This window comes from Pseudomonas sp. NFACC13-1 (genome assembly GCF_900104425.1).
Classification (GTDB): domain Bacteria; phylum Pseudomonadota; class Gammaproteobacteria; order Pseudomonadales; family Pseudomonadaceae; genus Aquipseudomonas; species Aquipseudomonas fluorescens_AA.
Map to the genome: position 1 here is coordinate 96,970 of NZ_FMXV01000007.1, position 24,791 is coordinate 121,760.

The window sequence follows — 24,791 nt, forward strand, 5'->3', positions numbered from 1 at the left end:
AAACTGAGCCTAGATTTCCGCCATGATGTAACCGGTTACATTATCATCCTGACAGGAAGAGAATCGCGATGAATCCTGTAGCACCGAAAATAAGAATGGGCTTCGTCGGCGGTGGAGAGGGCGCTTTCATCGGCCAGGCTCACCGTCAGGCCGCGGGCCTGGACGGCGGTTTCGAACTGGTGTGCGGCGCGTTCAGCCGCGACCCGCACAACACTCGGCAGACGGGCACGGCCCTGGGCCTGGTCGCATCCCGTTGTTATCACGACTGGCAGCAAATGCTCGACACCGAAGCACTGCTGCCGCTTGATCAGCGCATGGAGTTGCTGGTCATCGTCACCCCCAATCATCTTCATGCACCCATCGCCAGCCAGGCCTTGAAAGCCGGTTTCCATGTGTTCAGCGAGAAGCCCGCCGCGCTGGACCTCAAGCAATTGCTGGACCTGCGCGAGGTGCTGCACGGCAGCCGTTGCCTCTATGGCCTGGCCCACACCTACCTGGGCTATCCCATGGTGTGGCAGGCCCGGGACATGGTGCGCTCGGGCGTGATCGGCCAGGTGCGCAAAGTGCTGGTCGAGTACCCCCAAGGCTGGCTCAGCCAGGATGTCGCCGCCAAGGGCAATAAACAGGCCGAGTGGCGCGACGATCCCGACCAGTCCGGCCTGGGCGGTTGCATCGGCGACATTGGTACCCATGCGTTTTCCCTGGCCGAGTTCGTCGCGGACCAACCGATCCAGCAACTATGTGCTGCGTTGGGCACGCACATTCCGGGGCGGCAACTGGATGACGATGCGGCGATGCTGTTCAAGATGGCGGGTGGCGCCAGCGGCGTGTTGATCGCCAGCCAGGTCTGCACCGGCGAAGAGAACCCGCTGAAGATTCGCGTCTATGGCGACAAGGGCGCCTTGGAGTGGCGCCAGGAAGAGCCGGCGAGCCTGATCCATCGCGCCTTCGACCAGCCGTTGCGCACCCTGCGTAGTGGCCTCGGCCAGCCGTGGCTGTGCGAGGCGGCCACGCGGCGCATGCGTCTGCCGGCCGGGCATCCCGAAGGCTACCTGGAAGCCATGGCCAACCTCTACGGCGATTTCGCCCACGCCATTCGCAGCCATGTCGAAGGCCCCGACGCCCCGGGCGTACCCGGCATCGAGATCGGCTTGCGTGGCATGGCATTCATCGAGGCCGCCATTCTCAATCACCGTGGCGAGGCGAAATGGACCGCCGTGCAAACCGGAGCATCCCTGTTGTGAATACCCTCGACAAGACACCGAGCGGCCTGCGCGGCCCGGGCATTTTCCTGGCGCAGTTCATGTCCGCCGAAGTCCCGTTCGACACCCTGGCCAACATCGCCCAGTGGGCCGCTTCACAAGGCTACAAGGCCATTCAGCTGCCGACATCGGGCACCCAATACATAGACCTGGCCCGGGCCGCCGAGAGCCAGGCCTATTGCGATGAGCTCAAGGCCACCTGTGCCCAGGCCGGTGTCGAGATCAGCGAATTATCGACGCATCTGCAAGGCCAGTTGGTGGCGGTGCACCCGGCGTTCGACGCGCTGTTCGATGATTTCGCCCCAGCCCATTTGCGCGGCCAGCCCCAGGCACGGACCGAGTGGGCGATCGAGCAACTCAAGCTGGCCGCCCGCGCCAGCCAGAGGTTGGGTCTCAAGGCCCATGCGACGTTTTCCGGCGCGCTGCTGTGGCCGTATTTCTACCCCTGGCCGCAGCGACCGGCGGGCCTGGTGGAGCAGGGTTTCGCCGAACTGGCTCGGCGCTGGTTGCCGATTCTCGATGCCTTCGACGCGGCGGGGGTGGACCTGTGCTACGAAATCCACCCCGGCGAAGACCTCCACGACGGTGCCTCGTTCGAACGTTTCCTGGAGGCGGTCGATCATCACCCGCGGGCGGCGATTCTCTACGACCCCAGTCATCTGCTGCTGCAACAGATGGACTACCTGGGCTTCATCGACCGTTACCACGCACGGATCCGCATGTTCCACGTCAAGGACGCCGAGTTCCGCCCCGATGCCCGATCCGGGGTGTACGGCGGCTACCAGGGCTGGGTCGATCGTCCCGGGCGGTTCCGTTCGCTGGGCGATGGCCAGATCGATTTCAAATCGATCTTCAGCAAGCTGACCCAATACGATTTCAGCGGTTGGGCGGTCCTGGAATGGGAATGTTGCCTGAAGGATTCGCAACAGGGCGCCGCAGAAGGGGCGGCGTTCATCCAGCGGCACATGATCAGCAAGACCGGCAAGGCGTTCGACGATTTCGCCAGCGTCACGGCGGATGAGGACTCCAACCGGCGGTTGTTGGGCTTGCCCCCAATGCCAATGACATAACCCTGTGGCGAGGGGATTTATCCCCGTTGGGCTGCGAAGCAGTCCTAAACCCTGGCATCCCGGTTCGCCCAGGTTGATTGAGTCGACTGTTTTTTGGGGCTGCTTCGCAGCCCAGCGGGGATAAATCCCCTCGCCACAGGAGCTCTGCAAAACGCCATTTCCACAAGAACAACAATAAAACGGTGACGCTCATGACCACGATGAATGCACGCCTCAGCGTGATGATGTTCCTGCAGTTCTTTATCTGGGGTGGCTGGTTCGTCACCCTCGGCACCTTCCTGTCCAGCACGCTGGGCGCCAGCGGTGGGCAGATCGGCATGGCGTTCTCCACGCAATCGTGGGGGGCGATCATTGCGCCGTTCGTCATCGGCCTGATCGCCGACCGCTTTTTCAACGCCGAACGGATCCTGGCGGTGTTGCACCTGCTCGGCGCGGTATTGCTGTATCAACTGTATTCGGCGGCGGATTTCAGCATGTTCTACCCATACGTACTGGTGTACATGGTGGTCTACATGCCGACGCTGGCCCTGGTCAATTCCGTGGCGTTCCGGCAGATGCGCGATCCGGCGCTGGAGTTCTCCCGCATCCGGGTGTGGGGCACCCTTGGCTGGATCGTCGCGGGCGTGGTGATCAGCTTCGTGTTCGCCTGGGATTCGCGCGAAGCGATCTCGGCAGGCGCCTTGCGCAATACGTTCCTGATGGCGGCCATCGCGTCCTTGGTCTTGGGGCTCTACAGCTTCTCGCTGCCGGCCACGGCGCCGCTCAGGGAACAGGCCAGCGCGGGCGGCGTCAAGCAACTGCTGGGGCTGGACGCGTTGGGCCTGTTGAAAGATCGCAGCTACTTGGTGTTCTTCATCGCCTCGATCCTGATCTGCATTCCCCTGGCGTTCTATTACCAGAATGCCAACCCGTTCCTGGCCGAAACCGGGATGACCAACCCAACGGCGAAGATGGCCATCGGGCAGGTCTCGGAAGTGTTGTTCATGCTGCTGTTGCCGCTGTTCATCCAGCGCTTCGGCATCAAGCTGGCACTGTTGGTGGGCATGTTGGCGTGGGCGCTGCGCTACGTGTTGTTCGCCTACGGCAATAACGGCGACCTGGCGTTCATGCTGTTCACCGGCATTGCCTTGCACGGCGTTTGCTACGACTTCTTTTTTGTCTCGGGGCAGATCTACACCGACGCCAAGGCACCGGAGCGCTTTCGCAGCTCGGCCCAGGGCCTGATTACCCTGGCGACCTATGGCGTGGGGATGCTGATCGGCTTCTGGGTGGCGGGGCAGGTGACCGATCACTTTGTCGTGGCGGGCGGTCATGACTGGCAGAGCATCTGGCTGTTCCCAGCCGGTTTCGCGCTACTGGTGTTGGTCTGCTTCCTGTTTACCTTCCGTGGCCAGCAGGCGCTCGTTGCGCCGTCAAAGGCCTGAAGCAGGGTTGGGCGTCAGTCATTTGTGGCTGACGTCCAGTTTGGTGTAGGTCACTTTCCCACCTTCGCTGGCATAACCGACGTTGTCCAGGGTGTAGACGCCGGCCTTGAAATAGAAGTCATAGCCGTACCAGGACGGGTCCAACTTCACCTGTTTGCCTGTGCTGCCGATCAGCACCGAGAGCAGGCCTTGCTTGTCCATTTGCAGCGAATAGGAGAAGGCCTTGTTCAACGGTACGTTTGGCACGGTGTAGATCACCGGGCTTTTCTGGTCCTTGGGCTTGACCCGGTATTCCACGTCGATATTGCCGGTGCCCTTGGCGTAGCGGTACACCAGTTTCAACAACGGCGTCGGTGCATCCTTGGCGTGGATCTGCGCCACCACCACCCGACCTTCGGAAGGTACCTGGTTCACCGCCAGGGTGCCCTTGAGGGCATTGGTGCCGCTGTTATAGCGCCAGTTGCGCAGTTTGCCGTCCTTGCTGGTTTCCCGCAGCTCGGATCGCGGGTATTCGCTTTTACCGGTATGGGAACCGGTGACCGGCGCCCAGAAGACGATCCGCTGGCCGTCATTGTCGAAATACTTGTTTTTCAGCGCCGGCATGGCTTTGGTCGCCACGACCTGCGCCGGCGTTTGCACCGGCAGGGTAATGTTCCAGACAGTCAGGTCAATCACGATAAAACCCTCCAACGGGACCGGCCGCTACCTGGCGGCCGTCAAGACAGAAACTGCCTTCCGTGGCGCAGTTTTCATGTTATCGACAAGGGTCTGTTTCGCTGGAGGCGCACCTGACGGATGGCTCTGCGGCGAGCCTTTCAGGCACTGAATTGGGCGGATTATGGTGTGTCAATTCATGGCTGATCGGTTAGAGTACGCGCCGCCCGAGAGACGGATCCCGGGCGTCTTCCCATGGAGCGTTAAATGAACCACATCAGCAAAGTTGTCGCCTGCGCACTGTTCGGCCTGGCCCTGGCGGGTTGCACCGGCACCCCGATGAAAACCCAGCAATACGACAGCACCCAGTACACCGTTGTCGGCCACAGTGAAGCCAAGGCCACCGGCCTGCTGCTGTTCGGCCTGATCCCGATCCAGCAGAACAACCGTTTCGTGCGCGCCCAGACCGCGGCGATCAAGGCCAAGGGCGGCGACGCCATGATCAACACTCAAGTCCAGGAAAACTGGTTCTGGGCCTGGGTCCTGACCGGCTACACCACCTCGGTGTCCGGTGATGTGGTCAAGCTGAAAAGCGTTCAGTAACACCCAGCTCTAAAGTGGGCGAGCTTACCTTTGAAGCAGCAGGTAAGCGCCGTAGGAGCTGCCGAAGGCTGCGATCTTTTGATTTTTCGCTGGGGACTCAAGTGTCAGCGCAAAGATCGCAGCCTCGCTTCACTCGTCAGCTCCTACGGGCCCGGTGGGAGCAAGCTTCCTCGCCACACAAGCCTTCAATCAACCTCCTCCCACCACCATATGCGTGAACGGCGCCACATACGCCTGCAACGTCACCAGCCCGCCCACCAGAATCGCCAGCACCACCGAGTGGAAAAACACGTAGCGCAGGATTTCGCCTTCGTGACCGTACCAACGGGTCGCGGTGGAGGCGACCACGATCGACTGGGCGTCGACCATCTTGCCCATCACCCCACCGGAACTGTTGGCCGCGGCCATCAACACCGGGCTGATGCCCAATTGCTCGGACGTGACCCGTTGCAAGCCGCCGAACAACACGTTGGAGGCCGTATCCGAGCCGGTCAGCGCCACCCCGAGCCAGCCCAGCAGGGTGCCGAACATGGGGTAGAAAATGCCCGTGGCGGCGAAGGCCAGGCCCATGGTCGCGTCCAGGCCCGAATACCGCGTGAGGAACCCCAGGGCCAACATCGCGACGATGGTGATCAGCGAGTAGCGCACCACCCAGAGCGTTCGCAGGTAGTGATGCAGCAGTTGTGGAATGGAATAGCCCATCAGCAAGCCACCGAGAATCGCTGCCAGGAAAATGCCGCTGCCCGTGGCGGTGAACCAGTTGAACTTGTAGACCGCTTCCTCGGTTTTAGGCTGGGGCACCACGGGCGGGACTTTTTCGATCTGCTGGTGAATGGTGCCGAAGGTCACCAGGGGCGAGAAGATCGGATTGGCCTCGCGCATCGGCTTGCCTTGGGGATCAAGCTTGGCTGATTGGGTCTGCGGGTCCAGCGCCGGACGGGTGTCGAACAGGTTCTTGAAGCTCTGGGTGCCCCAGGCGAACACGAACACCGTGAGGATGATCCACGGCATCCAGGCCCGTCCCACGGCGGGGCGGGCCTCGTTGGAAAACGCCGCGCTGGCGGTGGGTTTTTCATTCTCGCTGGCGTCGATCTTCGAGTCGTCGACCCGCCCGGACAACGCGGCGGAGGTGTGCACCGTGGCCGGTTTCCAGACCTTGAGGAAACCGGTGAGACAGGCCATGGAAATCAGCGCGGCGATGACGTCCACCAGCATCGGCCCGTGGTAGTTCGACACCAGGAACTGCGGGATGGCGAAGCTGACTCCGGCCACCAGGATCGCCGGCCAGACTTCCAGCATCTTGCGCCAGCCGGCGAAAGCCCAGATCAACCAGAACGGCACCAGTACCGAGAAAAACGGCAACTGCCGACCGACCATCATCGACAGCTCCATTTCATCCAGCCCGGTGACTTTGGCCAAGGTGATGATGGGCGTGCCCAGGGCGCCGAAGGCCACGGGCGCGGTGTTGGCGATCAGCGCCAGACCCGAGGCGGCCAAGGGGGAAAACCCCAGCCCGATCAGGATCGCGCCGGTCACCGCCACCGGCGTGCCGAAGCCCGCCGCGCCCTCGAAAAACGCGCCGAAGCAAAAGGCGATCAACAGCAGTTGCAAGCGCCGGTCGTCGGTGATGCGCGCGAGGGAGTCCTGCAGGACCTTGAACGAACCGTTCTCGGTGGTCAGCCGGTGCAGGAAAATGATGTTGAGCACGATCCAGCCGATGGGCAGCAGGCCGTTGGCCGCGCCATACAGCGCCGCCGAACCGGCCATGCCAGCGGGCATGCCGAAGGCGAAAATCGCGATCAGCAAGGCCGAGGCCAGGGCCAGCAAGGCCGCCAGGTGTGCCTTGACATGAAAAAACGCCAGGGACGCCAGCATCACCACCACCGGAACCGCCGCCAGGAGCGTGGACAGCACCGCATTACCGAAGGGATCGTAGACTTGTTGCCAGACCATGTTCCACCTCTGCTTTTTATTGTTGGAAGTGCAGGCCCCAGGGGGGATTGGCAGAAAAGTATAGGCGGGGATTGGGGAAGGGGATTGGGACCTTATGGCTCTGGTTATTAAGTGTGGGAGCGAACTTGCTCGCGATAGCGGTGGGTCAGTTGCGTGCTGATTGGCTGAAGCACCGCTATCGCGAGCAAGCTCGCTCCCACATTTTTTGCCTATGTTCCTGCTCAGGGGGATGCGCTATGTCGACGGGTGTGCTTCGACGTTGTCCAACGCGCGGTTCGCCAGCAATCCGCTGGGTTGACAAAGCACCTGTGGCTAGCGCGGATCAACGCTCACCTTCCTCCAGGCGAAGCCCGAGGCTCAAGTCATCGCAGTTTTGCGACCAGGCGACCAGCCAGTCGGGCATGGCGGGCGATTGTTCGGCCAGGCCCAGCTCGCGGATGAACTCAGCCGGTGCGATCGTGCCTTTGGCCGAGCGGAACAGGCCGCGCATGATCACCACCCCGACCACACGTCCCTGGCTGATGAAACGGTGCTCCATGAACGTCCATTTTTCGTCCCAGCCGAGCAGGCGGGTGTGCACCTCGAACATCTCGAACAGTTTCAATTCCCGCCTGAACTTGCCCCAGACATCCCCCACGATCGGCACCGCCCGGTTGCGTAACGCCACTTTGTAGGCGCCGCTGCGCAGCACGTAATCCATGCGTCCCACATCGGCCAACGTGAAGTAGCGTCCGTTGGTGACGTGGCGATTGAAGTCCAGGTCCAGCGGCCATACCCGCATGCGCACCACCGTGGTGCCCAAGGGCGCCGCCGGCTTGCGCCACGGGCGGCGGAACAGCATCAGCAACAGTCGGAACCAGAGATTCATAAGCAGGGCCGTGAAGAGGGAAAACGGCGCACTCTAGACCCCATGCAGGGAACGGGCTAGGTGCGAAAATGACGATTTGCGTGGCAATCGCGCATTTGGGGCATGTTCGAGCGGCTTTTGTGGCAGGGAGCAAGCTCCCTCGCCACAAAAGCGGTGCAGCGCTACAAAGGTGCAAGGCGCTCGTTCAGCCCTTCGCCGCCATCGCGGTCACTTCCACTTTCATGCCTTCAACCGCCAGCGCCGCCACACCCACCGCCGCACGCACCGGCCAAGGCTTGGCGAAGAAGCGTTTGTAGACCTCGTTGAACGCGGCGCGGTCAGCCATGTCGGTCAGGTAGATGGTCAGATGCAGGACCCGGTCCATGGAACTGCCGGCGCCCTCCAGGGCCTTCTTGAGGGCTTGCAGTGTGCATTCACTCTGCCGGGTGATGTCACCCAGTTCCAGGCTGCCGTCGGCGTGGGTGGGGATTTGCGTGGAAACCAGCAGGCCGCCGAAACCGGCGACGTCGGAGGAAATGGCGTCCGCATCCGGATCTGGAATAAACGTGATGTCTGGGTTGCTCATGCAAAGCCTCATGCTGGAAAAGAAAAATAACCGCCGCAGTTTACCGTCCCTTGCTGCGTCGTTCCTGCATTCCTTTATCCGCACGCTCCCAGCCCATCGCTTTGCACCCGCGTCTGATGTCGGCCTCCAGCGTCGTGATGCCACACAGGGCCACGTCGGCCACGGCGAAGCCACTGTCGAGTCTGACGGCGCTGATGCGCCTATAGGACTGCGCCGCCGCGGGCCCCCGAATCAACGTCCGCCCTGGGCTGGCCGTTGGGCTGTCAGCGCCGGTTCAAGGGTCGGTTGCGCGCCGTTCAGGCGTGCGGCCAGTTGTTGTGCCTGCTCCCATCCCAGCTCGGGCTCCAGCCAATCGAGTGCATCTTCGGCGCTGAAGGCCAGTACCCGCTGCTGCTGGTTGGCGATGTCGCCATACGTCACCAGGGCCAGGCCGTCACAGCCAAACGGCGTCTCGCTGGCCTGGGCCAGGGCGGCCAGGAAGATCGGGGTCGACTGCCGGGTGGTCGTGTAGATGAGGCGTTGCGCCTGGGAGGGCGAGGCCGGGGCTTGCGCCTCATACCAGCCTTCCACGGCGACCAGTACGCGGCCTTCGTGCTTGATGGAATCGAAGACTTTGGAGCGCATGACCAGATGCAAGGGCAGGTGCGTCAGCGGCGGCATCGTTCCCACCGACCAGATCGGCGACCAGCCCCAGCGAACCTTGATGCACTCCAAGTGCCCACGGCGACGGCGAATGGCGCTGACCTGCATGTTTGGCTTGATCAGGCTGTGCCGCTCTTGGGCCTTGGGCGGCGTCGTTACGTACAGGTCCAAGGGTGTCACGCGGGTACCGAAACGGCTGCCGGACGTGTCCCGCTGGGCGAAATACGCCAGGGAGTCTTTTGAAGAACCGTGTTGAACAAGACCGTCACACATAACGAAAACTCCCGGCAGTGAATCGCAAAGAAGCCTTGATATACCCGTTGTTCAAGCCGTGACGTCGAAGCGCGTCAGCGTGGCTTTCAGCGGTGTCATGTAGGTCCGAGGCGTAGCGAATGGCTTGGTTCGAAAATCCTCACGGCGGGGAGACGAGCGGACGATGAGGGAGCACCATCGCGAGCAAGCTCGCCCACAATGGATGTGGGGTGGGTCGGGATTTTCGGGTACACAGCCGACCCCCGGTGGGAGCGAGCTTGCTCGCGATAGCGGTGTATCAGCTTGCGGGGGTGTTGGCTGTGCTGACGCCATCGCGCCCAAGCTCGCTCCCATACCGTTGTGCATTGATGAAGTCCACGAACGCCCGCAACGGCGAGGGCAGGTAGCGACGACCGGGGTAGTAGAGGAAGGGCCCGGTGAAGCGCTGCCACCAGGGTTCGAGCACCGGTTCGAGGACACCGCTGTCCAGGTACGGTCGCAGCCAATCTTCGAACAGGTAGACGATGCCCAGACCGTCTACAGCGGCTTGCACCGACAGGTCAACCGCACCGCCAATGCGCGTGATCAACGGGCCGCTCGGGTCGACGCTAATGGTTTCGCCGTCACGTTCATACTCCCACAACGGCATGGCGCCGCTGGGGAACTTGCCCCGCAGGCACGCGTGTTCCAGCAGGTCTCTGGGATGTTCCGGCCTGCCCCGGGCATCGAGGTACGCCGGTGCGGCGGCCGTGGCGAAGCGCTGGAAGCGGGGGCCGATGGGGATGGCGATCATGTCCTGCTCAAGGCGTTCGTCGTAGCGAATGCCCGCGTCACAGCCGGCCGCGAGCATGTCGACGAAGCTCTCTTCGGTAACCACTTCCAGGCGAATGTCGGGATAGCTGTTCAGGAACGGCGTGATGATCGCCGGCAACACCAGCCGGGCCGCGCTGACCGGTACGTTCAGCCTGAGGGTGCCCGAAGGACGGTCGCGAAAGTCGTTGACCACGTCCATCGCCGCCTCGACCTCGCCCAGGGCCGGGACGATGCGCTCCATCAACCGGGCACCGGCCTCGGTCGGTACCACGCTGCGGGTGGTGCGGTTGAGCAGGCGCACGCCGAGCCGGCTTTCCATTCGGCGTACGGCATCGCTGAGGCTCGACGCGGACTTGCCGCTCAGCCGCGCGCCTTCACGGAAGCCCTTCGCATTGACCACGGCCACAAAGGCCAGCAAGTCTTGAATGTCCGTCGCCATTGTTCTCTCCGCCGTACAACCCGTGCTGATTGCACCTGATTATCAAGGGAATGGTCAACGCCTATAGTCGGCCCACTCACATTGATCCGAGGGCGACGAGATGAACATTGCAAGCAAGGCAGGCAGCTTTTTACTGGGCGATCGCACGGTCAATCGCATGGGCTACGGTGCGATGCAGTTGGCGGGGCCCCAGGTCTTCGGCCCGCCCAAAGACCCGGCGGCCGCCATCGCCGTGCTGCGCGAAGCCTTGGCGAGCGGGGTCAACCACATCGACACCGCCGATTTCTACGGGCCCCATGTCACCAACCAACTGATCCGCGAAGCGCTGCACCCTTATGCCCAGGACCTGGTCATCGTGACCAAGGTCGGTGCCGTGCGCGGTGCCGATGCATCCTGGAACCCGGCCCACAGCCCCGCCGAGCTGACCCGGGCGGTCCACGACAATCTGCGCAACCTGGGGGTGGAGGTCCTGGACGTGGTCAACCTGCGGGTATGGGGCGATATGCATTCGCCCACGGAAGACTCCATCGAAGAATCGTTCACGACACTGGCGCAGCTGCAGAGCCAGGGCCTTATCCGTCACCTGGGCCTGAGCAACGTCACGGCCACGCAGGTCAAGCAGGCCCAGGGCATTGCCAAGGTGGTCTGCGTGCAGAACCACTACAACCTGACCCATCGCGACGACGAACACCTCATCGCCGACCTGGGCCGGCAGGGCATCGCCTATGTGCCGTTCTTCCCCTTGGGCGGCTTCACACCGTTGCAGTCGCAAACCCTTTCCAGCGTGGCGGCGCGCTTGCAGGCGTCACCGCTGTGCGTGGCCCTGGCGTGGTTGCTGCAACGTGCGCCGAACCTGCTGCTGATTCCCGGCACGTCGTCCCTGGCGCACCTGCGGGAAAACCTCACGGCGAGTGAGCTGAAGATCCCCGCGCCGATGATTGCCGAGCTGGACGCGTTGGTTTAGTGGCCTGAAAGACCAGCGTCTCGCCAGCAACGGCGCTGACCGGGCTGACGCCGGCGGGATACCGGCGCAAGTTCGGGCGCGTATGACGCCGGTCAATCCGGCGTCTTGTCGGTTTCGTTGCGATGGTGTTCCGGCCAGCTGTCGACGGGGTGGGCACGGTCTTCGTTGAACATCTCCGTGAGCAGCGCATTGGCGCGTCGGTAGGCGTCGTGGCGGAACGTGAGGTCGTCTTCCGGCTGGGCGACGATCTCCGCCAGCATCTTGAGGTTCAGCCGCCGGAACTGATCCGCCCGTTCACGCGCTTCGTAAGCCCCGACCCCCATGTGCTCCAGCGCACTGCGACCCAATGCCAGCGCACTCTCGAAGGTTTCCCGCTCGGCCGCCTCCACACCCATCTGCCGCAGGGTGATGAGGTGGCTCATGTCCCGCGCCCGCACGATCAGTTGCAAGGCGGGGAAGTGCTCCTGGGCCAGCCGGGTCAGCGTCAGGTTGTCTTCCTGGTTGTCGATCGCGTTGATCAACACCACCGCTTGGGCCGCGCCGGCCGCATGCAGCAAGTCGAGGCGCGTGGCATCGCCATAAAAGACTTTCACCCCGAACTTGCGTAGCGTCTCGATGTTGTCAGGGTCGTGATCCAGTACCACCACGTCGACGCCGCAGGACATCAGCAGGCGTCCGGCGATCTGCCCGAAGCGGCCGAACCCGGCGATGATCACCCGTGGGGTCTGCTGGTCGACGAGGTCGGATTCGCGTTTGTTTTTCCGGGTGACGGACTCGAAGCGATCCAGCAGCAGGATCAACAAGGGCGTCAGGCACATGGACAAGGCCACCGCCAGGGTCAGGCTCTTGCCCCATTGATCGGTCAGGATGCCGGCCACGGTCGCCGCGCCAAACACCACGAAGGCGAACTCGCTGCCCTGGCCCAGCAACACCGCCTGCCAGGAGCGCTGGCCGGCGGGGACGTTGAGGAAGCGGCCCGCCATCTTGATCACCAGCAGCTTGATCAGGATGAAACCCAGGGTCAGGGTGATGACTTTCAGCGGTGCGTCGACCAGGGTGCCGAAATCGATCGACATGCCGACGCCGATGAAAAACAGACCCAACAGCAGGCCCTTGAAGGGCTCGATGTCGCTCTCCAGGGCATGTCGGTATTCGGAGCTGGCGAGCAGCACCCCGGCGAGGAACGCGCCCATGGCCATCGACAGGCCAGCTTCCTCCAGCAGAAAGCCGAAGCCGAACACCAGAAAAAGCGCGACGGCACTGAAAATCTCCCGCAAGCCTGAGCGTGCGGCGAAGCGCAGCAGCGGTCGCGTCACGTAGCGCCCCAACAGCACGACGATGGCGATGGCGGCGACGATTTTGCCAATTGATAGCAACAGCGCGGTGCCCGAAGGTGTATCACCGTGGGCCGACAACAACGGGATCATCGCCACCAGCGGAATCGCCGCGATGTCCTGGAACAGCAGCACGGCAAAGCTGCTGCGCCCGACCGCGGTGGCGGTCAGGTTGCGTTCGCTCATGGCCTGCATGGCAATGGCCGTGGAGGACAGGCTCAGGGTCAGGCCGACCAGCAACGCTGCCGTCCAATTCAGGCCCAAGGCCGTGCAGAACAAGCCAATGGCAGTGCCACAAGCGAGCATCTGCAGGGCACCGCCACCAAACACCATCCGGCGCAGGGCCCAGAGCCGTTTGGGGTCGAGCTCGAGGCCGATGATGAAAAGCATCAGCACTACGCCGATTTCAGCGAACTCCAGGATGGCCTTGACGTCGGTAATCAGCTTCAGCCCCCACGGGCCGATGATGCACCCGGCCAATAGATAACCCAACACCGGGCCCAGGCCGAATCGAACGGCAATCGGTACGATCAGCGTCGCCGAGGCCAGGTAGATGAGCATTTCAATCAGGCTGTGAGTTTCCACTTCAATCTTCCTTCCAGGCGGCCAGGCGAGCGGCATAGTGTTCGATCTGGGCGTGTTGGGCATCCGCTTCGGCGGCATAGGCGCCATGCACGACGACCGGTTCCAGCCAGCGCATGCCGCAATAGATGGCCGTGGCGTGGAGGGGTTGGGCCAGCGCGGCAAAACCCGGGTAGTCGCCGATCTGGAAATGCGCCTGATCGCCGCCGGTGGTCACGGCCCACAGCAGGCGCTTGTCCTTGAGAACCGTGGTGCCTTTGCCATAGGCCCAGCCGTGGGTGAAGACTTTATCGATCCACAGTTTCAGCAAGGGCGGGGAGCTGTACCAGTACATCGGGTGCTGGAGGACGACAAGCTCTGCTTGTTCCACCGCGCGCTGTTCCGCCTCGACGTCGATATCGAAGTCGGGATAAAGCGCATAGAGCGAACGTATGACCACGTCCGGGTGGCTCGATGCTCGCTTGAGCATCTGCTGATTGACCCGCGACTGGTCGGGGTAGGGGTGCGCGTAAATGATAAGAATCATCGGTGAACTCCTTGGTTTGGCTCCGTCGATTCTTGTCTGTCGTGGGCGCGAACGATGGCACTGGGTCGAGCGATACAAACAAGAGCGCCTTCCCGGGACAGGGGAGAGGCCGGAAAGGCCGGACATCCTACCGAGGAAGGCGCCGATTGTTTAGCGCGGATCGACACATCGGGACTTTCAGTCAAGCGGCAGCGAGACCCTGGCCTCCAATCCGCCACCCTTGCGATTGCGCAGGGTCAGCGTCCCGCCATGCTCCAGCACCGTCGCCCGGGCCGCCGACAGGCCGAGCCCGACGCCGCCGGTGTGCTTGTTGCGAGAACCTTCGATGCGAAAGAACGGCGTGAAGACTTGCTCAAGGTATTGGGCGGCGATGCCAGGTCCTCGGTCCAGGATGCGGATGTCCACACGGTGGGCGTCGGCTTCGAGTCGAACCGTCGGCTCGCCGCCATATTTGATCGCATTGTCGATCAGGTTGACCAAGGCACGCTTGATGCCGATGGGCCGACCGACATACACCAAGCGCTGGGTGCCTTCGAACCCAACCTCCGTGCCGGCGTCCTTGAGATCATCGACGAGGGTGTGCAGCAGCTCGGCCAGGTCGAACGCGGTGGCATGTTCAAGCCGGGCATCGTCGCGAAAGAACTCCAGGGCCGAGTTGACCATCGCCTGCATTTCGTCCACGTCCCTGAACAAACGCGATTGCTGCTCGGCATCCTCGATGAACTCCCCGCGCAGGCGCATGCGGGTCAGCGGCGCGCGCAAGTCATGGGAGATGGCGGCGAGCATCTGGGTGCGGTCCTGCAGGAAGTGCTTGAGCTGGGCCTGCATGGCGTTGAACGCGAGGATCGCCTGGCGGATTTCGTGGGGGCCGATGACCGGAATCGGTGGCGCCTGGTGATCGACGCCAAAGCGTCGGGCGCCTTCGGCGAAGCGTTCCAGCGGTGCGGCCAGGTGCCGGGTGGCGATCAGCGCGACGATCAAGGTCGAGAGCAGAATCAGCGCGATGATGATCCCGTTGCGCGCCCATTCGCTCAGCCCCCAACTGCGCGACGGCACGGAGAAGATCACCCACGAATGGTCGGTCAGTTCGATGATCACCGCGTAGCGCGCATCCGGTTGGCCGGCCGGCCAGTCGCCCGGTTCGTAGGCCTCGATCCTGGCGTCCGGCCGGCCCAATTGCTGGCGCAGGAGCACCGAACCCTCACTGAACTCCGGGTCGTCGATCACCGGCAAGCGCGCCTCTTCATGCCGCTGCAACCAGTGCGCGTCGAACGCCTGGTCGCTGGCGGCCGCGGCAATCGCGGGGCGTTGTGCGGGGGCGACGGAGTCGATGATGCGGGTGATGGCGGCGGCCCTTTCCATCAGGCCGGTTTCCATGAGGGGAGGGCGCGCCCAGGCACCGGCCAGCAGGCTGAACAGTTCGTTGAGGGCCAGCAAGGTCAGCATGGCGATCATGGTGGTCAGGGCGATCCAGCGCGCCACCGTGTCCCGTGGACGTTGAGCGCTCGAGCGCGAGGGTTTCATCGTTTCACCACGTGAGGGCTGAAGAGGTAGCCGCTGTTGCGCACCGTGCGGATCATCGATGCACCGGTGATGTCGGTCTCCAATTTGCGCCGCAGGCGGCTGACCTGGACGTCGATGCTGCGGTCGAACGCCTCGAAGGTTTCGCCGCGGGCCAGGTCCAGCAACTGTTGGCGAGTCAGCACCCGGCGCGGGTGTTCGGCAAACACCAGCAGCAGTTCGAACTCGCCGGTGGACAGCGGGATCATGACCTTGTCCGGTGAGCGCAGCTCGCGGCGGGTGACGTCCAGTTGCCAGTTTTCGAACTCCAGGATGGGCCGGGAGGCGTCGCTCGACGCGGCCCTGGCTTCACCGGTGCGCCGCAGCACGGCACGCACCCGGGCCAACAGCTCCCGCGCATCGAAGGGCTTGGTCAGGTAATCGTCCGCCCCCAGCTCCAGGCCGACGACGCGATCACTCAACTCGCCCATGGCGGTGAGCATGATGATGCCGACCGTGTGCTCGGCCCGCAGCCGTTGGCACAGCACCAGCCCGTTGTCGCCCGGCAACATGACGTCGAGGATGATCAGGTCTGGTACCCGGCGCTCCACCGCCTGCCACAGGGCGTTGCCGTCGGCGGCCACATCCACGCTGTAGCCATGTTGTTCGAGGAACTTGCGCAAGAGGGCGAGGACTTCGAGGTCATCGTCCACCAGTAATAAATGGCTCACGGCGGGCACGCAGGGTAATGAATACAGGAGCGGATACTAGGGTCAATCCAAGGCCCGCGTCATATATTTCAACCCGGTAATAAAGTTGCCAGCGGGCAATATTCCGGAAATCTGCGGGCAAGAAAACGGCGGCAGGATGGCCTCAATGTCGGTCAGTAAAAGATAGCCGGTCCCACACAGAACCTGTGGCGAGGGGATTTATCCCCGCTGGGTTGCGAAGCAGCCCCAAAACTGTCGACTCAATGAACCAGACACACTGGGATGTTTGGTTTGAGGGTCGCTTCGCAACCCAGCGGGGATAAATCCCCTCGCCACAAGAGCTGTGTCTGGCACTGTTTCTTAGTTGATTGGCAGCATCCCATTCCTCGCCGAGATCACCCTGTATGCCAATCACCAAGCCCGCTCCGTCGTTCGTTCGATCCACCCTCGTGGTTGTATTGGCGGCACTCGCCAGCGGTTGCGCCAGTACGCCCGCTGCAACGCCGGGCTCGTGTGAAAGCGCGACCTACACCGTTTACGATCCCGCAGAACCGGTTAACCGCGGCATATTCGCCTTCAACCGAACCGTGGATGACTATGCGCTGGCCCCGGTGGCCCGTGGTTATCGCAAGCTGCCGGAGATGTTCCAGGCCGGCGTCCACAACTTCGTGGCGAACTTCGGCGAGCCCAAGGTGTTCATCAACGACCTGCTGCAAGGCAATGCCCAACGCTCGGTCAACACACTGGGCCGTTTCGTGATCAACACCACCGCGGGCATCGTCGGGCTGATCGACGTGTCGGGCAAGCTGGGCATCGAGCGCCACAAGGCCGATTTCGGCCAGACCTTCGGCGTCTGGAACCTCGCCCCCGGGCCCACCGTGGAACTGCCGTTGCTGGGCAGCGCCAACCTGAGGGACGCGACGGGCAAAGTGCTGAGTTTTGCCGTCGATCCGTTCGGCGACAACAGCAGCACCGTCGACACTCTAGGCACGATCAACACCGTCGGTGGCGTTATCGATGGCCGTGCCGAAGCATTGCCTCTGACCGACGCGTTGCAGGCCGAACCGGATTATTACGCGGCGCTTCGTGATGCCACGGCGCAGCGGCGTGCCGAATTTGTCGCGCAGGGCAAGTTGGGAGCGGTGGTGGAGGACAACCCCCAGTGCCAGGATGGAGCCGCTGCCGATGAATAACCAGGCGTTGGTCTTGCATCGGCGAATGCGCTCGCTCGAGCCGGATGTATTGCACTGTCGGGAAGTTGAATTGCGCTTGGCCGAGGATGGGCGCCATGTGCTGCTCAACCGTTATGTCGAGTTGTATCGCCATGAACACGTCAGTTGGTGCGCCATCCAGCAACATCGGGTGTCGTTGCCGAAGATGGTGCGCTGGTTGGTCGATAACGGCGAACAGGTGAAGGATTAGTGGCAATTTGCTCTTGAATACAGCGGTACATCGGGGGCGGATACCATGAAACATTTTTACATAATTACGCATGAATAATGGTTGTACGACGTCGTATCTAATATGTTCGACTGTGGCCGTTTCTCACAAAAAAAATAAACGGAGATTCCATCCATGACGAGCATCCCTTCCGCTGAAGGCAAGGCTGCGGCGCCCGTGCAAGGCCGCTTCGTGCGCCTGCTCAAGCTTCTCGGCCCCGGCATCATCGCCGTTCTTTCCTGGCTGGGCGCTGGCGACCTGATCACCTCATCCGTGGCCGGAGCGAACTACGGCTACGCCATGATGTGGGTGCTGGCGGTCTCTCTGCTGCTGCGCTACCTGATCGTCAACATCATCGCGCGCTTCCAGCTCTGCAATAACCAAGGCATGACCATCCTGCAAGGCTATGCCCAGCTCAATCCGTTTTTCGCCTGGTTCCTGCTGGTGTATGCGCTGCTCATGGGGCACCTGATGAATGCCTACATGATCAAGGGGGCTGGCGAAGCCTTGGCCATGTTGCTCAAGGTCGACTATCCACTGCTGTGTTCGGTGGCGGTGGTCCTGGCGGTGTGGATGCTCGTCGGGCGCAATATCTATTCGATGATCGAAGGCGTGATGAAAGGCCTGCTGGCGATCATGACGTTGGCGTTCCTGGCCCTGGCGGTGATGTCCGGCCCGGATGTCGCGGGCATCGTCAAAGGCACCATCGGCTTCAGCATTCCGCCCGACGAAGGCGTGCACGGTGCGCTGCTGGTGGCCGTCTCGGTGATCGGTGCGGTGGCCGGTTCCATCGCCAACTTCGTCCATCCGTATGTCATGCGCCAGAAGGGCTGGGTGGGGCCTGAACACAAACGTATCCAGCGTAACGACCTGCTGTTTGCGGTGTTTGTCGGGATCATCATCAACCTGGCGATCTGGATCGTCGGTGCGGAAATCCTGCGACCCAACGGCATCGAGGTCAAAACCCTGGGCGATCTGGGCAAGGCCCTGGAAATGTTCTTCGGCTCGATCGGTTGGTACGTGTTCTTTGTCGGTGTGTTCGCCACGCTGTTCGCCAGCATCTCTGGCAAGACCACGGCGTTTCCGATGCTGATCACCGATGCCTTCCAGCACGTGCGGCCCGAGCGCCGGGAGCGTTACGGCAAAGAATTCCACCATGATCCGATGCACAAATGGTTCATGCTGTTCGTTCTCGTAACGCCGCTGATCTGGTCGCTCCCCGGCATGCCGGACTTCGTCACGCTGACCATCGGCGTCAACGCGCTGAACATCATCGGCTTGCCGGTGATTTCCCTGGGCCTGCTGATCATGTCCAACCAGAAGTCCCTGCTGGACAAGGAATATCGCAACAACCTGTTCGAGAACATCGCGCTGATGTTTGCCACCGGCCTGGCGTTGTGGGTCGCGTTCCAGCTGGCGGTCGATCTGTTTACCTGAGATGCGGTCATCTGCAACTTTCGGGGGCTGCTAGACTTTATCGTCCAGTCCCTTTTGGAGAAGCGGAATGAACAATAAAAACAGGATCTGCCTCTGGTACGACGGCGATGCCCAGGAAGCGGCGCAGTTCTACGCCAAAACGTTTCCCGACAGTGCGGTGAATGCCGTCCATCAGGCCCCGGGCGATTATCCGTCGGGCAAGGAGGGTGATGTGATCACGGTGGATTTCACGGTGATCGGCATCCCTTGCATCGGCCTCAACGGCGGACCGGTGTTCAAGCACAGCGAGGCCTTTTCATTCCAGATTGCAACTGAAGACCAGGCCGAAACGGACCGCTTGTGGAACGCGATCATCGACAACGGCGGCCAGGCCAGCGAGTGTGGCTGGTGCAAGGACAAGTGGGGCTTGTCGTGGCAGATCAGCCCGCGTGTGTTGCTTGAAGCGGTCGCCAGTCCTGACAAGGCCGTCGCCAAGCGGGCCTTCGAGGCCATGATGACAATGACCAAGATCGACATCGCGGCGATTGAAGCGGCGGTGAAAGGCTAGCCGGCGCAGCACTTTCATTCCCCTGTGGGAGCGAGCTCGCTCGCGATGGCGTCGGCACAGCCAACAGTGATGCAAGCTGACCCACCGCCATCGCGAGCAAGCTCGCTCCCACACTCGATCATCGGTGGCTTTGATTTTTCGGCTTGCCTGGATCTCCTGTGGGAGTGAGCTCGCTCGCGATGGCGCCTACACATTCAGCTCAGTTCATCACGGGGTGGCCTCAGGCAACCTGGCAATCACCTTGATCTCGAACTGAAAACCATACAACCACGTCACGCCCACCGCCGTCAGTGTCGGATGGGGCGCGCTGCCCCAGAATTCGGGCACAACGCTCCAGATCCGTTCGAAGGTCGACTCGGGATCGACCATGAACACCGTCACATCCACCACATCGTCAAAGCTGCAGTCGGCCGCGGCCAGGATCGCCTTCAGGTTGTTGAACGCCAGCCGTACCTGAGCTTCCAGGCCAGGTTCCGGCGAACCGTCGGCGGTGCTGCCGACTTGCCCCGATACGAACAGGAAACCATTGGAACGAATCGCCGGTGAATAGCGATTGCGCTCATACAGTGCCTGGCGTCCGGGCGGGAAAACTACATCGCGCTGTGTCATGAAATACCTCCATCAAAGAGTGGGTTCCAAACGATGAACTCACTCTAGGGGCTTGTGTCCTGGCGATAAACGAGCAACCTTGGCGATCACTGTTTGTAAATTCCAAACAATCGGATCGATACCTGGGGCAGAAATGGATCGTTTTGATGCGATGCAAGCGTTCGTGCGAGTCGTGGAGGCGGGCAGCTTCACCAAGGCGGCGGAAACCCTGCACATGAGCAAGACCACCGTGACCCAATTGGTGCAGCAGCTCGAGGCACGGTTGCGGGTCAAGTTGCTCAACCGCACCACGCGCAAGGTCAATGTCACCGCCGACGGTGCCCTTTATTACGAGCGGGTGATCCGTTTGCTGGCCGACATGGACGATGCCGAGACCAGCGTCTCCAGCGCCCAGGCGCTACCCCGCGGGCGCTTGCGGGTGGACGTGCCGAGCCCGCTGGCAGTGATGATCCTGGTACCGGCCTTGCCGGCGTTCTATGAGCGTTATCCGGACATCCAGATCGACATGGGCGTCAGTGATCGCATCGTCGACATGATCGATGAAAGTGTCGATTGCGTGGTGCGCGGCGGTGAGCTGATGGATCAGTCGCTGGTGGCCCGGCGCGTCGGCGATCTTGCCCTGGGCGTCTTCGCCGCCCCGAGTTACCTGGCACGGTTCGGTCGACCCGCGCATCCGCGTGAACTGGAAGATTCGCACCATCGCACCGTGGGTTTCCTGTGGGCGCGCACTGGTAAATCCCTGCCTTACGCCATGCGCCGTGGCAGTGAACTGCTTCACGTCAAAGGGCGCTACGCCCTGGCCATCGACGACGGTAACGCCTACCTCGCCGCCGGTCTGGCGGGGCTGGGCGTGCTCTGGTTGCCGGCGTACATGTCCCGGCGTCACCAGGCGCAAGGCGAGTTGGTGCAGTTGTTCGAAGACTGGCACCTCGACCCGATGCCGCTCTACGTGGCGTATCCGCCGAATCGCCACGTCAATGCCAAGCTGCGGGTGTTCATCGATTGGGTGGTGGAACTGATGGCGCAGCATGCGCCTATCATTGATCGACCGGTTTCGTGAAATTGTCTGTCCAGTTGTAGAGGAGATGCACAATGGACCGATTCGGCGTTTGCGCTCACCCGAGGCTATGCGCATGATCGTGAGGGGACGGGGCGGTCTGAGGAATAGATGCAACGTGCTCCACCGTCATCGCGAGCAAGCTCGCTCCCACAGTTGATGTTGGGTGCACGCCAATTCCGGGTTCACAACCACCCCCTGTGGGAGCGAGCTTGCTCGCGATGACGGCAGCCCATTCAACACCCTTGCAAGCAGGCCCGCCGCTTGCGCGAGCAGGCCCCTCACAACTGATCCTGTGTTATTCCTTGAGGAAGGTCAGCAGATCCTGATTCAGCCGGTCCTTGTGCGTCTCGGTCAAGCCGTGCGGTGCGCCAGGGTAGACGATCAGCCGGGCGCCTTTGATCAGCGCCGCCGAGGCCCGTCCTGCTGCGTCGATGGGCACGATCTGATCGTCATCGCCATGGATGACCAGGGTCGGCACGTCGAATTTCTTCAGGTCGTCGCGGAAGTCCGTCGCCGAGAACGCCGCAATCGAGTCATAGGTATTCTTGCTGCCACCCTGCATGCCCTGCATCCAGAACGATTGGATCAACCCCTGGGATGGTTTGGCACCCTTGCGGTTGTAGCCGTAGAACGGGCCCGAGGCGATGTCCAGGTACAGCTGCGAACGGTTCTCCAGGGACGCCTTGCGCAGGCCGTCGAACACCTCGATAGGCAAGCCGCCGGGGTTGGTTTCTGTCTTGAGCATCAACGGTGGCACCGAAGAAACCAGCACGGCTTTCTTCACCCGACCGGTACCGTGGCGACCGATATAACGCGCCACTTCACCACCCCCCGTCGAGAAGCCCACCAGCGTCACGTTCTTGAGATCCAGCGCTTCAATCACCGCCGCCAGGTCGTCGGCGTAGTGGTCCATGTCGTTGCCTTCCCAAGGCTGACTGGAGCGGCCATGACCGCGACGGTCGTGAGCAATCACCCGATAGCCTTTCGAAGCGAGGAACATCATCTGGCCTTCCCAGCTGTCGGAGTCCAGCGGCCAGCCGTGGCTGAAGGTCACGACCTGGCCATCACGCGGGCCCCAGTCCTTGTAATACAGCTGAACGCCATCCTTGGTGGTGATGTAGCTGGCGGACTGGATCACGCTGCCGACAGCGGATGCGCTTGCAGCGACCTGGACCGGCGACGCGGCCTCGGCGCTGAGGGTGGCCAATGCCAGGGTCGCGACAGCCAGGGTGCGGTTGAAGGTGTTCATCGTGTCTCTCTCCATAAGGTCGGTTTGATCTGCGGCGATGGTCATCGATCGCGTTGGTGGGCAGATTAGAGAGAGAGGCCGGTGACGAGAACGGCGTGGGCATCGATAGCAACTATAGGAAAATCGGATAGCTGCGTTTCGCTTCGGTTGCGAGGTGAACAGGCGTGGCTGAGCGCCGTTGCCGTCAGTGTTTGCATGGGCCCATGGGATGCTAATTCACACGGCTGAAAGCGGTAATGTTTTCAGCCCATTTGGCGTGTGAATATGCGCAAGCAGGTAGGGGGCCGAAGGTGCTTGCAGTGCATGAAGATGAACCGGGCCAGAAAAGCTCATGGCCGTCAGGATCGCTTTGATTTTCTCCGGCTCCGTATGAAAGACATCCAGTGCCAATAGCGAGCAGCCCTTGTCCTGGAGTGTGTCCGTCGGATGAAGCCCCGGCGCCCATTGGATGAGGGTGGGGACCGATCCGGCCATGGGGAGACTTCCATCAGCCGGAATGGTTATTTGCCAATTCAATGTTCCTCTCGCCATGGGTTCGACAGATCCGACAACGCCGTGGCAGGCATCACGCGCCGTATGGATATCATCGGTGCGTGCAACCCAGGTCGCCAGGCGTGCAGGCGAATGGGGATCCAGTTGATCAAGGCCGAACCAGCGTGCCCGATCCGGACGCATGGCGGCCGGGTCCACGGCAATCACTTCGAGGTAGAGCCCGGGGCCAAGGTGGAGCAGCCTGTTATGGGTGCCCATGCGTGAATGGACGCCGCCCGGCTGAAGGTCTACGCCCAACGCACCCGTCACGAACGCGCAGCCGGTATCGAGGTCCGCTGCCACGATGACCAGGTGATCAATAGTGGTTTTCATGGGGCATTCGTCCATCCGTGGGAAGTCTCTGCAATTATCAACCAAAAGAAGGCATCGGCCCCAACGAGTGCAAGATCCACATCACCGCCGCCACGGCGGCCAGCACCGCAACCACCATGCTGATACACACCCATTTAAGGATTTTCAACCCTTTCGACGGCTGGGACGTAAGGGCGAGAGCCTCTTCCGAAAGCCTCATTTTTTCGGCGCAGCGCGGGCAAGCAGCGTCTTCGTCAAGAATGACGGACCTGCATTGATCACAGATTTTCATGGGTCGAGGCTCATAAGAAGGGGGCCCATCCTGGGCGGGTAAAAGCGGGCGGTGCCCGAGCAAAACCCGTGGCAGCCGTCGCTTAATATTTGTAGACGATGCAGCTCGTTCTAGTCCCAGTCCTCGTCATCCATGTCGTCCTCGATCACCTGGGCCTTATGGCCGCGCAGGTAATTCTCCAGGGGATCGATAGGATTCATGTGGGCTGGGTCGCAGGGAGGAGGGCGAAAGGGGAGCGCCGCGTATCCGGTTCGCGCTGATCCTACACCAAGGTCCAGAGGTTGCTAAGGGGTGGAATGTGGACTGCGTCAACTGCCAGGCAAGTGTTTGGGTCTATGCTTACCTTGCCCCTCTTGAATCAGGCCCACCCATGCACGAACACCGAACGGTCCACAAGGAGTACGCGTGAGACATTCGATATCGGCTGCAGCGCTGCTTTGTCTCTTGCTCGGCACGGTTGCCAGGGCCGAGCAGTATCAGATCGTCACCGAAGAATGGGCACCGTACAACTATCAGGAAAACAACCGGCTCACCGGCATGACCACCGAGATCGTCCGGGCCATCATGGCACTGACCGGGGATGACTTCGAGGTATTGCTGCAACCCAGCATGCGTGCCACCCAAATACTCAAGCACCGCCCCAAGACCATCATGTACTCCCTGTTTCGCACGCCGGAACGCGAGACGTTGTACAAATGGGTCGGGCCTATCGTAGAAGAGTCCATCCACCCCTATCAACTGGCCAAGGCGCCGCCGGTGAATTCCCTGGAACAACTGCTGCACGCCCCGCAGATCACCACGCGACATGCCGGCCTGGTGCCGACGATGCTGTTGTCCCTGGGCTTTAACAACCTGGACAAAAGTGCCACCGAAAGCAAGCTGCTCTATCGCATGCTGCTTGCCGGACGCACCGACATCATCGTCGGCGACACCGATGCAGGCGTGGCCTACTACAGCCGCCAGTTGAACATCGCACCGGGCACGCTGCGGAAAATTCCTCTCGAGCTTTATCGTTCGTCGTTGTATATCGCTTTTAGCTTGGACTCTGAAGACGAAGTGATCGCGGCGTGGACCAAGGCTTTGGAGCAGTTGCGCCGATCAGGGGAGCTGGAGCGGATTCAGCGGCGGTATGAAGGGCAGGTCGGGCCATAAA

The 24,791-nt window shown here is 61.8% G+C and carries 25 protein-coding genes; 11 read left to right on the forward strand and 14 right to left on the reverse strand.

Annotated features, from left to right (window positions below):
• Positions 1-68: 68 nt before the first annotated feature.
• From BLQ55_RS11820 to BLQ55_RS11830, 3 genes are all read left to right on the forward strand, one after another.
• Positions 69-1,244, forward strand: a complete 1,176-nt coding sequence (locus tag BLQ55_RS11820; RefSeq protein ID WP_092253949.1) for a Gfo/Idh/MocA family protein — start codon at positions 69-71, stop codon at positions 1,242-1,244.
• Complete coding sequence (locus BLQ55_RS11825; RefSeq protein WP_092253951.1) at positions 1,208-2,332, forward strand: sugar phosphate isomerase/epimerase family protein; 1,125 nt, start codon at positions 1,208-1,210, stop codon at positions 2,330-2,332. The genes BLQ55_RS11820 and BLQ55_RS11825 overlap by 37 nt, the downstream gene beginning before the upstream one ends.
• A 191-nt stretch (positions 2,333-2,523) precedes the next feature.
• Positions 2,524-3,756 (forward strand): nucleoside permease, encoded by a 1,233-nt coding sequence (locus BLQ55_RS11830; protein WP_092253953.1) that lies wholly within the window; start codon positions 2,524-2,526, stop codon positions 3,754-3,756.
• 18 nt (positions 3,757-3,774) lie between these two features.
• On the opposite strand, the gene BLQ55_RS11835 is transcribed toward BLQ55_RS11830, so the two are convergent.
• Positions 3,775-4,431: a polysaccharide lyase family 7 protein gene (locus BLQ55_RS11835; protein WP_092196889.1), complete on the reverse strand. Its 657-nt coding sequence runs from the start codon at positions 4,429-4,431 to the stop codon at positions 3,775-3,777.
• A gap of 246 nt (positions 4,432-4,677) precedes the next feature.
• On the opposite strand from BLQ55_RS11835, the gene BLQ55_RS11840 reads away from it, so the two are divergent.
• A complete protein-coding gene (locus BLQ55_RS11840; RefSeq protein ID WP_060741587.1) occupies positions 4,678-5,013 on the forward strand; it encodes a hypothetical protein in 336 nt (111 codons plus the stop codon).
• Positions 5,014-5,202: 189 nt separating this feature from the next.
• Here BLQ55_RS11840 and BLQ55_RS11845 read toward each other — a convergent pair whose 3' ends face one another.
• From BLQ55_RS11845 to BLQ55_RS11870, 5 genes are all read right to left on the reverse strand, one after another.
• Positions 5,203-6,966, reverse strand: coding sequence for an L-lactate permease (locus BLQ55_RS11845; protein ID WP_092253955.1), 1,764 nt, complete (start codon positions 6,964-6,966; stop codon positions 5,203-5,205).
• Positions 6,967-7,288: 322 nt separating this feature from the next.
• The gene (locus tag BLQ55_RS11850; RefSeq protein WP_092253957.1) at positions 7,289-7,834 is read right to left on the reverse strand and encodes a thioesterase family protein; all 546 of its coding nucleotides are present in this window, start codon (positions 7,832-7,834) and stop codon (positions 7,289-7,291) included.
• A 184-nt stretch (positions 7,835-8,018) separates the two neighbouring features.
• A complete protein-coding gene (locus tag BLQ55_RS11855; protein ID WP_092196880.1) occupies positions 8,019-8,399 on the reverse strand; it encodes a RidA family protein in 381 nt (126 codons plus the stop codon).
• Positions 8,400-8,630: 231 nt separating this feature from the next.
• Positions 8,631-9,314, reverse strand: coding sequence for an SOS response-associated peptidase family protein (locus BLQ55_RS11865; RefSeq protein ID WP_092196874.1), 684 nt, complete (start codon positions 9,312-9,314; stop codon positions 8,631-8,633).
• Between the two features lie 277 nt (positions 9,315-9,591).
• Complete coding sequence (locus BLQ55_RS11870; protein ID WP_092253959.1) at positions 9,592-10,545, reverse strand: LysR family transcriptional regulator; 954 nt, start codon at positions 10,543-10,545, stop codon at positions 9,592-9,594.
• Between the two features lie 100 nt (positions 10,546-10,645).
• On the opposite strand from BLQ55_RS11870, the gene BLQ55_RS11875 reads away from it, so the two are divergent.
• On the forward strand, positions 10,646-11,509 hold the full coding sequence (locus BLQ55_RS11875) for an aldo/keto reductase family oxidoreductase (RefSeq protein ID WP_092196868.1): 864 nt from the start codon (positions 10,646-10,648) through the stop codon (positions 11,507-11,509).
• Positions 11,510-11,601: 92 nt separating this feature from the next.
• On the opposite strand, the gene kefC is transcribed toward BLQ55_RS11875, so the two are convergent.
• From kefC to BLQ55_RS11895, 4 genes are all read right to left on the reverse strand, one after another.
• Entirely contained in the window at positions 11,602-13,428 is a 1,827-nt protein-coding gene (gene kefC, locus BLQ55_RS11880; protein ID WP_092253961.1) for a glutathione-regulated potassium-efflux system protein KefC, read from the reverse strand.
• A 1-nt stretch (position 13,429) separates the two neighbouring features.
• Entirely contained in the window at positions 13,430-13,951 is a 522-nt protein-coding gene (gene kefF, locus BLQ55_RS11885) for a glutathione-regulated potassium-efflux system oxidoreductase KefF (protein ID WP_092196862.1), read from the reverse strand.
• A 177-nt stretch (positions 13,952-14,128) separates the two neighbouring features.
• Positions 14,129-15,475: a sensor histidine kinase gene (locus tag BLQ55_RS11890; protein ID WP_092196859.1), complete on the reverse strand. Its 1,347-nt coding sequence runs from the start codon at positions 15,473-15,475 to the stop codon at positions 14,129-14,131.
• Positions 15,472-16,182: a response regulator gene (locus BLQ55_RS11895; protein WP_092197771.1), complete on the reverse strand. Its 711-nt coding sequence runs from the start codon at positions 16,180-16,182 to the stop codon at positions 15,472-15,474. The genes BLQ55_RS11890 and BLQ55_RS11895 overlap by 4 nt, the downstream gene beginning before the upstream one ends.
• 383 nt (positions 16,183-16,565) lie before the next feature.
• Here BLQ55_RS11895 and BLQ55_RS11900 point away from each other — a divergent pair, with 383 nt between their 5' ends.
• The 4 genes from BLQ55_RS11900 (at position 16,566) to BLQ55_RS11915 (ending at position 19,585) form a co-directional block, all read left to right on the forward strand.
• On the forward strand, positions 16,566-17,354 hold the full coding sequence (locus tag BLQ55_RS11900; RefSeq protein WP_092196856.1) for an MlaA family lipoprotein: 789 nt from the start codon (positions 16,566-16,568) through the stop codon (positions 17,352-17,354).
• Positions 17,347-17,583, forward strand: a complete 237-nt coding sequence (locus BLQ55_RS11905; protein ID WP_092196853.1) for a hypothetical protein — start codon at positions 17,347-17,349, stop codon at positions 17,581-17,583. The genes BLQ55_RS11900 and BLQ55_RS11905 overlap by 8 nt, the downstream gene beginning before the upstream one ends.
• A gap of 153 nt (positions 17,584-17,736) precedes the next feature.
• Positions 17,737-19,038 (forward strand): Nramp family divalent metal transporter, encoded by a 1,302-nt coding sequence (locus BLQ55_RS11910; protein ID WP_092196850.1) that lies wholly within the window; start codon positions 17,737-17,739, stop codon positions 19,036-19,038.
• Between the two features lie 67 nt (positions 19,039-19,105).
• Entirely contained in the window at positions 19,106-19,585 is a 480-nt protein-coding gene (locus BLQ55_RS11915; protein ID WP_092196847.1) for a VOC family protein, read from the forward strand.
• A 207-nt stretch (positions 19,586-19,792) separates the two neighbouring features.
• Here the strand turns inward: BLQ55_RS11915 and BLQ55_RS11920 are convergent, their stop codons facing one another.
• On the reverse strand, positions 19,793-20,194 hold the full coding sequence (locus BLQ55_RS11920; protein ID WP_092196844.1) for a RidA family protein: 402 nt from the start codon (positions 20,192-20,194) through the stop codon (positions 19,793-19,795).
• A gap of 133 nt (positions 20,195-20,327) precedes the next feature.
• Here BLQ55_RS11920 and BLQ55_RS11925 point away from each other — a divergent pair, with 133 nt between their 5' ends.
• A complete protein-coding gene (locus tag BLQ55_RS11925) occupies positions 20,328-21,254 on the forward strand; it encodes a LysR family transcriptional regulator (protein ID WP_092196841.1) in 927 nt (308 codons plus the stop codon).
• Between the two features lie 295 nt (positions 21,255-21,549).
• On the opposite strand, the gene BLQ55_RS11930 is transcribed toward BLQ55_RS11925, so the two are convergent.
• The 3 genes from BLQ55_RS11930 to BLQ55_RS11940 all read right to left on the reverse strand — a co-directional run bounded on the left by BLQ55_RS11930 (position 21,550) and on the right by BLQ55_RS11940 (position 23,638).
• Positions 21,550-22,503, reverse strand: coding sequence for an alpha/beta fold hydrolase (locus BLQ55_RS11930; RefSeq protein WP_092196839.1), 954 nt, complete (start codon positions 22,501-22,503; stop codon positions 21,550-21,552).
• Positions 22,504-22,719: 216 nt separating this feature from the next.
• Positions 22,720-23,367 carry a VOC family protein gene (locus tag BLQ55_RS11935; protein ID WP_092196836.1) on the reverse strand — a complete coding sequence of 216 codons (648 nt, stop codon included), beginning with the start codon at positions 23,365-23,367 and terminating at the stop codon, positions 22,720-22,722.
• A 37-nt stretch (positions 23,368-23,404) separates the two neighbouring features.
• Positions 23,405-23,638, reverse strand: coding sequence for a hypothetical protein (locus tag BLQ55_RS11940; protein ID WP_092253963.1), 234 nt, complete (start codon positions 23,636-23,638; stop codon positions 23,405-23,407).
• 405 nt (positions 23,639-24,043) lie between these two features.
• Here BLQ55_RS11940 and BLQ55_RS11945 point away from each other — a divergent pair, with 405 nt between their 5' ends.
• Positions 24,044-24,790: a substrate-binding periplasmic protein gene (locus BLQ55_RS11945; RefSeq protein ID WP_092253965.1), complete on the forward strand. Its 747-nt coding sequence runs from the start codon at positions 24,044-24,046 to the stop codon at positions 24,788-24,790.
• Position 24,791: the final 1 nt, after the last annotated feature.